The organism is Spirulina sp. CCY15215 (assembly GCF_016888125.1).
Lineage (GTDB): Bacteria > Cyanobacteriota > Cyanobacteriia > Cyanobacteriales > Spirulinaceae > CCY15215.
In genome coordinates, this window is record NZ_JACSWA010000224.1 from 1 (window position 1) to 11,146 (window position 11,146).

Here is an 11,146-nt window from a genome sequence, read left to right on the forward strand (position 1 = left end):
CCCCGGTGAATCGAATTCACCTAGGGAACGCGCTCGTCATCTCACCGTTAACCCTTTGGGTCTAACGGGAGTCCTCTTTTTGCATTTTTGGATAGGATTGAATCCCTTCCATATACTGTACTCGTTCAAAGGCGCTCTTTTCAGGACAATTACGCTGGCTCATACTACCTTGTAGTTGTTGGATCGAAGTATATTCATTTTCCTCGAGCCAATGACACATTTCTGCTTCCATAATCTTTAAGTAGGAAATCCCGTGGCGCAATAAAGTAGAACAGACTTGAGTGATGCTTGCTCCGGCCATGAGAATTTTCAGGGCATCTTTTCCCGACTGAATGCCACTGGTGGCAGCAAAATCTACCTCAACTCGACCGTATAAAATGGCGATCCAGCGTAGGGGTAGGCGCAGGGCTTGGGGGGTACTTAAGAGAATATTGGGATGCACGATTAACTCATCTATGTCAATATCCGGCTGATAAAAGCGATTAAATAACACTAAGCCATCGGCTCCCGTATCAGCGAACTGTTGCGCCATATTCGCCAAATTGCTATAAAAGGGACTAATTTTCAGGGCGATGGGCATCTCTACGACCCCACGGACGGCTCGCAGAATCTCTAAGTGATTGGCTTCAATTTGTGAGCCTGTGGTGTGAATATCTGTGGGAATGCTATAAATGTTTAACTCGAGGGCATCGGCTCCTGCCGACTGGATTTGCTGGGCGAAATTCGTCCAACCTCCCAAGGTAGAACCGTTTAAGCTGGCAATAATGGGGATACCGATCGTTTCTTTGGCTTTGCGAATATGGTTGAGATATTCTTCGGGTCCGACGTGGAAGGTTTCTGGTTCGGGGAAATAAGTAAGAGATTCGGCAAAACTTTCTGTACCGCGAATTAAGTGATGATGAAGTTCAATCTCATCTTGAGTGAGTTGTTCTTCAAAGATGCTATGCAGGACGATCGCCCCTGCGCCGTTATCCTCCATGCGTTTGAGGTTATCAATATTTTCCGTGAGGGGGGCGGCGGCACTGGGGACAAGGGGCGATCGCAGGGGAATTCCTAGATAGGTGGTGGTGATATCCATAGGTCTTAAGAAGAGGGGGAGGGTGGGAGGTGGGAGGAGAGGGAGAAGCTATTCGCGATCGCCCAATTTACGTGCGGCTAAATATTGGTACATTTGCCAACGGGTATCGATGTCCTGTTGCGCTTCAGCCCATAATTTTTTAGCGGCTTCGGGTTGGGTTTTGGTTAACATTTTGAAGCGATTTTCGGCGTTAAAGCTGTCCTTAGCGGCTTTCTTGGGACTGCGAGAATCGAGTTGTAGGGGGTTTTCTCCAACTTCGGTGCGATCGGGGTGATAACGATACAATAACCAACGCCCGTTTTCTACCAGCGCCTTTTGGTGACTCATGGCGGTTTGCATATTGATGCCGTGGGCAATGCAGTGAGAGTAAGCAATAATTAGGGAGGGTCCGTCGTAGGCTTCCGCTTCTAGGAAGGCTTTGAGGGTATGTTCATCCCGCGCACCCATCGCGACGGAAGCCACGTAGATGTTACCGTAGGTCATGGCAATTAAGCCCAAATCTTTCTTAGCAGAGGGTTTACCTCCGGCGGCAAATTTGGCAACTGCGCCTCGGGGTGTGGCTTTGGAGGACTGTCCTCCGGTATTGGAGTAAACTTCAGTATCCATCACCAAGACGTTAACATTGTGACCACTGGCGAGGACGTGATCTAAGCCCCCAAAGCCGATATCGTAAGCCCAGCCGTCTCCTCCCACGATCCAGACGGATTTTTTCACTAGATAGTCGGCGAGGGTTCGCAATTGTGCGGCTGCGGCAGAATTAAGGCTTTGCAAGCGTTCTTTTAAGGCTACAACTCGTTCCCGTTGGGTATAAATGTCCGCCTCGGTTTTTTGTTCGGCGTTGAGAAGTTCACTCACAAAACTATCCCCGAGTTCTGGTGCTAATCTTGTCAATAATTCCGACGCATATTCGCTTTGTTTGTCGATGGAAACACGGAAACCTAGCCCAAATTCGGCGTTATCTTCAAAGAGAGAATTTGACCAAGCAGGTCCGCGATCGCTTTCGTTTTTGGCCCAAGGAGTTGTGGGCAAATTACCGCCGTAAATGGAGGAACAACCGGTAGCATTGGCAATAATCAGGCGATCGCCAAATAGTTGACTGACGAGTTTGAGATAGGGGGTTTCCCCGCAACCGGCACAGGCTCCGGAAAACTCAAACAAGGGTTGCTGCATCTGCTGTTGGCGAATTTGATTCAGTTTCAGTTGAGTGCGATCGGGGTTGGGTAAATTTAAGAAGAAGTCCCAATTTGCTTTTTCCGCTTCTCGCAGGGGTAATTGCGGCTGCATATTAATGGCGCGGAGGGAGGGCTGTGCTTTGTTTTTCACGGGGCAAACCTCGACGCAGATACCGCAACCTGTACAGTCTTCCGGGGCGACTTGGATGGTGAATTTCTGCCCCTGAAAGTCTTTATCTCGGGCGGCTGTGGCTTTAAAGCTCTCTGGGGCATTGGTGAGGGCGGTTTCGTCGTAGGCTTTGGCGCGAATGACGGCATGGGGGCAAACCATGACGCATTTACCACATTGCACGCAGATATCCGCATCCCAGACGGGGATAAATTCGGCAACGTTGCGTTTTTCCCATTGGGCGGTACCGGTGGGATAAGTACCATCGCAGGGTAAGGCACTCACGGGGAGTTCGTCTCCCATCCCCACGAGGATTTTACCCTCAACTTGACGCACAAAATCGGGAGCGGCGGGAGAAACGGGGGCGCTGCGATGTAGGCTGCTATTGGCTTCTTCTGCTTTCACCTCAAACAAGTTTTTGAGGGTATTGTCTACCGCTTGTAAATTCATCTGTACGATGTGATCGCCTTTCTTGCCGTAGGTTTTAATGATCGCCTGTTTGATGGCGGCGATCGCCTCTTCCCGAGGCAATACTCCTGCTAGGGCAAAGAAACAGGTTTGCATTACGGTATTAATGCGCTGTCCCATGCCACTATCTCGGGCGACTTTACTAGCATTAATAACGTAGAATTTGAGGTTTTTGCGAACAATTTGTTCTTGAATTTCGAGGGGAAGTTGTCCCCAAACTTCTTCCTGGGAATAAGGACTATTGAGTAAGAAGGTTGACCCAGTTGCTGCTGTTGCCAAAACGTCCAATTTTTCTAGGAAAAGCCACTGGTGACAGCCGATAAAATTGGCTTGGTTAATGAGATAAGTTGAGCGTATTTTATCAGGACCAAAGCGCAGGTGCGACACGGTAACGGCTCCGGATTTTTTCGAGTCGTAAACGAAGTAGCCTTGGGCGTAATTGTCGGTTTGACTGCCAATAATTTTAATGGAATTCTTGTTAGCACCCACGGTCCCATCGGAGCCTAAACCGTAGAAGAGGGCGCGAACAACGGTTTCTGGTTCTGTGGTAAAATTGGGATCGTACCTTAAAGAAGTGTGGGTCACATCGTCCTCAATGCCGATGGTAAAGTGATTTTGGGCGGTAGTCTCGTTGAGATTATCAAAAATTCCTTTAATCATGGCAGGATTAAACTCTTTGGAAGAGAGTCCGTAGCGCCCGCCCACAATGGTTTTCAGGTTTTGAGTTTTGGCTTTTAGGTCTATATTTTCCCCCCATTGCACCTCTTGCACGGCGGTGAGAATATCTTGATAGAGGGGTTCTCCCGCCGATCCTGGTTCTTTAGTGCGATCTAAAACTGCGATCGCGCGAACTGTCTCCGGTAAAGCAGCAATCAATTTTTCTGTGGCAAAGGGACGATATAAACGTACTTTTATCACCCCCACTTTTGCGCCATTTTGATTCAAATAAGCGACGGTTTCGTGAACCGCTTCGCAGCCGGAACCCATGAGAATTAAGACGCGATCGGCATCCGGTGCGCCGTAATATTCAAAAAGGCGATAGTGTCGTCCCGTCAGGTCGCCAAACTGTTCCATCACCTCCTGTACAATGTCCGGACAGGCGTTATAAAAGGGATTGACGCTTTCTCGTGCTTGGAAATAGACATCGGGGTTTTGAGCCGTGCCGCGCAATACTGGGCGATCGGGAGTGAGGGCGCGATCGCGGTGTTCGGCGATCTTTTCCTCATCTATGAGAGCATCCAACACGGAATCCTCTAGAAGTTCCACCTTTTGGATCTCGTGGGAAGTGCGGAAACCGTCAAAAAAGTGGAGAAAAGGAATGCGAGTTTTGAGAGTTGCGGCTTGGGCGATCGCCGCCAAATCCTGCGCTTCTTGTACTGAAGCCGAACATAAAAGAGCAAAACCCGTTCCTCGTGTTGCCATCACGTCGCTGTGATCTCCAAAAATCGAGAGAGCCTGTGCTGCCAGCGATCGCGCCGCTACGTGGATCGCGCAGGGGGTCAATTCTCCCGCAATTTTGTAGAGGTTGGGGATCATCAACAATAGCCCTTGAGAGGCGGTAAAAGTGGTAGTGAGAGATCCCGTTTGTAATGCGCCGTGTACTGCCCCTGCTGCCCCTCCTTCCGCCTGCATTTCCACGACATAAGGCACGGTTCCCCAAAGGTTAGGCTGTTCCCCCGTTGCCCAAACATCCGCCCATTCTCCCATCGGGGAAGCGGGAGTAATGGGATAAATGGCAATCACCTCATTAAGTTTGTAAGCGACCCGGGCAACTGCTTCATTCCCGTCAATTGTGGCAAAATTTTTAGTATTCATAGCGCGAGACCTCATTGTTTTAGTGATTGATTGTTGTTTACTCATCCCTACTCCCTACTCCCTCAAAAGCCCAGTATATTCCTCACGAAAATACTTCAAGGTACTCACAACCGGATTAGGAGCCGTCATGCCCAAACCGCAGAGACTCATCTCCTGTACCATCTGGCATAATTCCTCCAACTGAGCCAAATCTCGCGCCTTGCATTGGCGATCGAGTAACTTAGTTAATAACTCGTAAAGCTGCACCGTCCCGGCACGACAGGGGATGCACTTACCGCAACTTTCATCCCGACAAAACTCCATATAGAAGCGGGAAATTTCTACCATACTCGTCTCTTCGTCCATGACGATCGCCCCCCCAGAGCCCATAATTGTCCCGACTTGTTTTAGGGAGTCATAGTCTACGGGAGTATCCAGCAAATGTTCCGGGATACAACCCCCCGATGGTCCCCCGGTTTGCACGGCTTTGACTTTACCTCCTCCTGGTACTCCTCCTCCCATTACTTCTACAATGTCGCGCACGGAAGTCCCCATCGGGACTTCAATCAGGCCAGTGTTTTTCACCTTTCCTGTGAGGGCAAACACTTTAGTACCTTTGCTCTTTTCTGTACCAATATTGGCGTACCATGCTCCCCCCTCTCGCAGGATCGCCGTCACATTAGCGTAGGTTTCCACGTTGTTAATCAGGGTAGGATAGCCCCATAAACCGCTTTCGGCAGGATAGGGAGGGCGCGTCCTGGGGGTGCCTCGTTTCCCTTCTACCGAGGAGATCAGGGCGGTTTCTTCCCCACAGACAAAAGCACCGGCACCGACGCGAATATCCACTTTAAAATCAAAGGGAGAATCAAAAATTTTCGATCCCATCAGTCCCAAGCGTTTAGCTTGTTGAATTGCTTTTTGCAGGCGTTTGATGGCGAGGGGATATTCGGCGCGAATGTAGATATAGCCGCTATCTGCCCCCACTGCATAGGCGGCGATCGCCATACCTTCAATAACGCGATGGGGATCGCTTTCCAAAATCGCACGATCCATGAATGCCCCTGGATCTCCCTCATCGGCGTTGCAAACGACGTATTTCTGTTGACCTGGCATTTTCGCCACCGTCGCCCACTTTAACCCCGTAGGATAACCGCCTCCTCCGCGTCCTCGCAAACCACTGCGGGTAATTTCCTCAATTACCTCTGAGGGGTTCATTTCGATCAGGGCTTCATATAGGGCTTGATAGCCTCCCACTGCGATATATTCGTCAATTTTTTCTGGGTCAATTTGTCCGCTATTTTCGAGGACGATGGGCTGTTGGCGGGTAAAAAATGGCTGTTGGCGATCGCACTTAATTGGCAAGTTTTCCGGCTCTTCCTGACCGTTTAAAGCGGCAATCAGGGCAGATGCGCCATCGGGCTGCACTTGTTCGTAAAGGGCATCTTCCGTGGCAACTAGGGGACCTTGTCCGCATAACTTGAGACAACCAACGCTACAAACCGCGATCTGGTCTTCGAGTCCTTGGGTTTTCACGGCTGCTGCTAAACTCTCCTTTACGGCTACAGCCCCCGAGGAGAAACAACCGGCGGCGGTGCAACAGTGGAGACGTTTTTTCTGCTGCATTTGTGTTGTAGCGGCGGCCTGATAATTGAGGAGTTCTTCTCTATTCATAGTAGGGAAATTCTGGCTCTAGGGTGGGATAATAATGGGAGGGAGGGACGGCGATCGCAATTTCGCAATTAGGTTAAAGACTGCCAAGTTTTTACTGTTGCGAGGACATCGTTTTCGTCTTGTTTCCCGGCAACTTCGCCATCAAAAACCACTGCTGGGGCAATGCCACAGGCTCCCAAACAACGTGCAGACATGAGAGAAACTTCCCCATCGGCAGTAGTTTGCCCGACTTTAATTCCTAATTTTTGTTCTAATTCTGTTAAGATTTTGTCACTTCCCTTGACATAACAAGCGGTACCCATACAAATAACACAGGTATGTTTGCCATTGGGTTTGAGAGAGAAGAGGTGATAAAAGGTCGCAACGCCATAAACGCGGCTTAAGGGCAACTTTAGTCCTCGTGCCACAAATTCGAGGACTTCCAGTTCTAAAAAACCGAAGGATTCTTGCGCTTGATGAAGCACCTCAATTAATGCGTCTTGTTGATAATGATGGCGCTTCATGGTAGCATTCAGCACTTTAAAGCGTTTGTCTGAAGTGACGGTTTTGGGAGAAGTAGAACTTGCGATTTTCTCGGTTGTTGCTTCGGTTGTTGCTTCGGTTGTTGCTGAGGTCATTGATTTTTCCCTAGAATCAAAATGAATTTTAACAGTGCAAGGGAGACAAAGTATTGAGGGAAATAATTCCAAAACGCCAAGATTAGAGGCTAGGAAGGAGGCGATCGCCTCGGCTCTGAGATTAAGATTGTTTTTAGATTTCAGGTGTAGCGCGATCGCGTTTTTTTGGGAATTAGTTGTATTTAAACAACTATTTTGTTGCTTTAGTATAGGAAGTAACTTGGATAAAGCAATGCTAATAATTCTCCCAATTCCTGACCTAAACTTGACCTAAACTTGACCTAAACTTGAGTAGTGTACGTCTTAAATTTTTCCGTCTTTCTTGATTGTAAACAAGTTTATTTGCCAGGGATGAAATCTTGCCAAAAACTTAACAATCTGAGAGAAAATGTAAGTTATCGCCAGCAAGAAGGAAATATAACAACTAACCCCCTGTACCTCCCGCAAAACCAAAGTGATTGCTTTTGCCCAAATAATTAACTAGAGTAAAGAGAAAATAGAGCCACCTGCGATCGCGGTGTCACAATGATAGAGGACGAGCAAGAAACAGAACTACACCGAGAACTACAACGACTGCGACGACAGGTTGCCGAAATGGCCATGGAAAAAGCAGCCTTTGAAGTGCAACGCAAACTACTCGAAGGCTTTATCGCGATCGCCCGTTCTCCCTCTCACACTGAATTGCTGAATAATTTTCTCCGACAAACCCTAGAGACTTCCGCAGAAATGACTAGGGCAGAAAAAGGTAGTCTCTTTCTCCTCACCCCATCAGGAAAAATTCAAGATGCAATTTTAACCCGAGGAGATACAGATCCCGACGGACGATTTCGGATTTTTAATACTATTCTCGATAAAGGCTTGGCCGGCTGGGTTTGCAAAAATCGTAAAATTGGCTTAGTCACAGACACCCAGGAAGACGATCGCTGGTTGCAATTTCCCGAACAACCTTATCTCGTGCGATCGGCCCTAGGCATTCCCATTCTCAGAAGAGGGGAACTGTTTGGCCTGTTAACCCTCCTGCACTCCCAACCCAACCATTTTGGCTTTGATGAAATGAGCCTGATGCAAGCCATGGCCAACCAACTGGGCATAGTTCTCGAAAACGCCCAACTTTACGGCCAATTGCAACATTACAGCGCCACCTTAAACGCCGAATTGGAGAAAGGACGCAATATTCAAATTAACTTTCTCCCCGATCGCATCCCCCAATGGCCGGGCTGGGAAATTGCCGCCTTTTTTCAACCCGCGCGGCAAATGGCTGGAGATTTTTATGATATTTTTGCCTTATCGGGGGGTCAAGTTGGCTTGATTATTGCCGATGTTTGCGATAAGGGAGTCGGTGCGGCTTTATTTATGGGCTTATTCCGCAGCTTAATTCGCATCTTTTCGGGGCAGACCAATTTAGAAGGATTGAGCTTTCGTGCGGACTTAATGGCTAATTTATTTGTCGAACCCACAGAACTAGATGAGGATGGACTGCCCCTCTCGGGTCATTTTGGCGAACCCATTAATCTCACTCATATCAACGCCCTCAGAGCTATTCGTCTCACCAATGATTATATTGCTATCAATCACGGAGACTTAGGGATGTTTGCCACTCTCTTTTTTGGAATTTTAGACCCAGAACGGGGAATCCTAACTTATATTAATAGCGGTCACGAACCTCCCTTGCTCCTCGATCGCGATGGGAATGTTCGTGAAGAACTCAAAGGGACGGGGCCAGCTTTGGGTTTATTACCGGGAATGACCTATCGAGTTCGACAAACTTATTTAGATTTTGGGGATATCTTGCTGGGATATACCGATGGGATTACGGAATCTCGGGCCCTAGACGATAGTTTTTTTTCCTATGAAAAATTGCTATCGGTTTTGCAACCCGGCAGAGCCTCTGCACAGGTACTACTACAGGATATTGTCGCTCGAGTGATGGAACACGCTATCGATGCTGAACAGTTTGACGACATTACTGCGATCGCAGTACGTCGTAAGGAGAGAGACGAATGACAAGATTAACAGTAGCTGGAACATTGGAGGCATTAGAGGCGATCGCTCGCTATATTAAAGCGGTAGCAGACAGGGCGGGACTCGATCGCCAAACAGCGTATAATTTGCGCTTGGCGGTGGACGAAGTGACGACGAATATTATCCTGCACGGTTATCAGGAAGCTGGGATCGAGGGACAATTACACCTGTGTGCCTGCATTGAGGCAGATTACCTCACGATTTCCGTAGAAGATACGGGCATGGCCTACAATCCCCAACATAGCCAAGCCAAAGCCCTACAAGCGGTTCAGCAACCTCCCGAACTTCGTTCTATTGGCGGGTTGGGTATTTTTTTGGCGATCGCCAGCGTGGATCGCTTTACCTACGAACGGGTTAACGGATTCAATCGCACAATTTTGAGTGTGAATATTGCTTCATCCCCATAATATTTTGATTGAAGATTATCTCCAGTGCAAGGAACTTGGCATAACCAAATGGGTTTTATCGTTTCTTGACCGCCCCCACACCCCTTGCAGATGACCGGACTTGGGGAGAACCGATATACTCTATCGAACCCACGCCAGATGCAGTTGCGTCTAACTGTTCGCTCACATTGACTACAGCAGTCCCTACGCCTCTGTTCCGAACCGTAGCCTGCTTAGTCTTGAATTCCTCGCCATGAAAACTTCCGACCCCAGAAAGAGTAAGTTCCAGCACATCGACACTTCCGGTAATTGTCATGCTACCTACCCCATCAAGGGAAATTGACAACCTTTTACCTTGGATATCCTTAACTTCCAAACTACCGACACCTTTTATGTTCAAGATTTCTAAGTTCTTGACCTCCACAATAAACTGAATGGGCTTAGTTGGGTTGAAACTGGCATCTTTCACGATGGTGAGATACAGCACATTGTCAGCTACATAACTCTTTAAGAGGGGCAAAATGTTGTCCTCAGAGGTAATTTTGAGGGACTCTTTTCCCGTCTGCTGCACTATCACCTTACCAACAGTTTCACTAGAAATAGATGAAAATGCAGCCACTTCTCTAGTTTCGGTTTTGACGACTCCAGATCCTCTAACCCCGATACTGAAAAAGCAGCCTCCAAAGAGGCTTAAGGCGGCTAAACACGCAGCCAAATCGTATAGTTTAGATTTCTTTGAACCCCTTACTAATGCTACCTTATCTGATAGTTGAATATTCATGATTTTTGTTTTATTTAGTGTTATAAAATTTGAAGTCGGCTTAAATGTCCCGATATACATATAACCTGCATTTCCTAGGCTATTTTCTTATTTTTTATGTTTTCTTATTTTTTACTTTAACACAGATTTTTGAGCGGGAAGTGAGGTTTTATTTTAGATGAGTTCGTGGGAATGACTGAATTTCTGTGGATTTTTCGATTTCTGTATGGAATTTGAAAAATTTGGGAAGTATTTTGGGAATTGAGAAGACTCGATTTGTAGTTGACTCCGGTGTATTTATTACCAAGGAATTATTATGGGTGAATTACCGACTCATCATCCTACGGATAGATGAGTGGCTTCGGGATTCACAGGGAACTGCTTTTCATCAACATTGTTGATGACGAGTCTTACATCCCCTCCACCCGCAGAAGCGCTGATTCCCAGCGCCTGTATTTGTCTGATGCCTTCTGCTCTGATGGTTTTCGAGGCATTCTCATCGCGGTCATGGGTCGTACCGCATTTAGGACAAGTCCACTCCCTCACATCCAAGGGCATTTTGTCCATTTTGTAATTGCATTCAGAGCAGGTTTTAGAACTAGGAAACCATCGATCGATCTCGATTAATACTTTTCCTTCTTTGACAAGTTTGTAATCGAGAAAATTGATGAATGTTCCCCACCCGACATCAGAAATAGCTTTAGCGAGACAGTGATTTCTTGGTGCGCGTTCCCTAGGCGAATTCGATTCGCCGGGGTCGCACCGCTTTTTGACCATTCCCTTAACGTTGAGATTTTCCACAACGATGACTTGGTTTTCGTCTACCAATTTTCTTGACAGTTTATGCAGGAAATCTTGGCGGGAATTCCTAACTCGCTCGTGAACTCTGGCTACCAGTTTACGCGCTTTTTCTCTCGATTTAGAGCCTTTAACTTTGCGAGAAAGTTTTTGTTGTTTGCGCTTGAGGTTCTTTTCATGTTTGGCAATATGTCTAGGATTGGCATATTTT

At 47.5% G+C, this 11,146-nt stretch carries 8 protein-coding genes; 2 read left to right on the plus strand and 6 right to left on the minus strand.

From position 1 onward, the window contains the following. Window positions 1-61 precede the first annotated feature (61 nt). The 4 genes from JUI58_RS01430 to hoxE form a co-directional block, all read right to left on the minus strand. Complete coding sequence (locus tag JUI58_RS01430; RefSeq protein ID WP_204101960.1) at window positions 62-1,078, minus strand: dihydroorotate dehydrogenase-like protein; 1,017 nt, start codon at window positions 1,076-1,078, stop codon at window positions 62-64. 48 nt (window positions 1,079-1,126) lie between these two features. Next, entirely contained in the window at window positions 1,127-4,702 is a 3,576-nt protein-coding gene (gene nifJ / locus JUI58_RS01435; protein ID WP_204101961.1) for a pyruvate:ferredoxin (flavodoxin) oxidoreductase, read from the minus strand. Window positions 4,703-4,756: 54 nt separating this feature from the next. Next, window positions 4,757-6,352 carry an NADH-quinone oxidoreductase subunit NuoF gene (nuoF, locus tag JUI58_RS01440; RefSeq protein WP_204101962.1) on the minus strand — a complete coding sequence of 532 codons (1,596 nt, stop codon included), beginning with the start codon at window positions 6,350-6,352 and terminating at the stop codon, window positions 4,757-4,759. A gap of 68 nt (window positions 6,353-6,420) precedes the next feature. Continuing rightward, entirely contained in the window at window positions 6,421-6,969 is a 549-nt protein-coding gene (gene hoxE / locus JUI58_RS01445; protein ID WP_204101963.1) for a bidirectional hydrogenase complex protein HoxE, read from the minus strand. A gap of 525 nt (window positions 6,970-7,494) precedes the next feature. Between hoxE and JUI58_RS01450 the strand changes: the two genes are divergently transcribed. Then, window positions 7,495-8,973 (plus strand): GAF domain-containing SpoIIE family protein phosphatase, encoded by a 1,479-nt coding sequence (locus JUI58_RS01450; protein WP_204101964.1) that lies wholly within the window; start codon window positions 7,495-7,497, stop codon window positions 8,971-8,973. Beyond that, the gene (locus tag JUI58_RS01455; RefSeq protein WP_204101965.1) at window positions 8,970-9,398 is read left to right on the plus strand and encodes an anti-sigma regulatory factor; all 429 of its coding nucleotides are present in this window, start codon (window positions 8,970-8,972) and stop codon (window positions 9,396-9,398) included. The genes JUI58_RS01450 and JUI58_RS01455 overlap by 4 nt, the downstream gene beginning before the upstream one ends. 55 nt (window positions 9,399-9,453) lie before the next feature. On the opposite strand, the gene JUI58_RS01460 is transcribed toward JUI58_RS01455, so the two are convergent. Next, entirely contained in the window at window positions 9,454-10,092 is a 639-nt protein-coding gene (locus tag JUI58_RS01460; RefSeq protein WP_204101966.1) for a DUF2807 domain-containing protein, read from the minus strand. A gap of 381 nt (window positions 10,093-10,473) precedes the next feature. Next, a partial coding sequence (locus tag JUI58_RS01465) for an RNA-guided endonuclease TnpB family protein (protein ID WP_204101967.1) occupies window positions 10,474-11,146 on the minus strand: 673 nt, incomplete at its 5' end.

Coding starts and splice junctions, on each gene's coding strand:
- JUI58_RS01430 (WP_204101960.1), bottom strand. CDS start 1,078: ATGGATATCACCACCACCTATCTAGGAATTCCCCTGCGATCGCCCCTT.
- nifJ (WP_204101961.1), bottom strand. CDS start 4,702: ATGAATACTAAAAATTTTGCCACAATTGACGGGAATGAAGCAGTTGCC.
- nuoF (WP_204101962.1), bottom strand. CDS start 6,352: ATGAATAGAGAAGAACTCCTCAATTATCAGGCCGCCGCTACAACACAA.
- hoxE (WP_204101963.1), bottom strand. CDS start 6,969: ATGACCTCAGCAACAACCGAAGCAACAACCGAAGCAACAACCGAGAAA.
- JUI58_RS01450 (WP_204101964.1), top strand. CDS start 7,495: ATGATAGAGGACGAGCAAGAAACAGAACTACACCGAGAACTACAACGA.
- JUI58_RS01455 (WP_204101965.1), top strand. CDS start 8,970: ATGACAAGATTAACAGTAGCTGGAACATTGGAGGCATTAGAGGCGATC.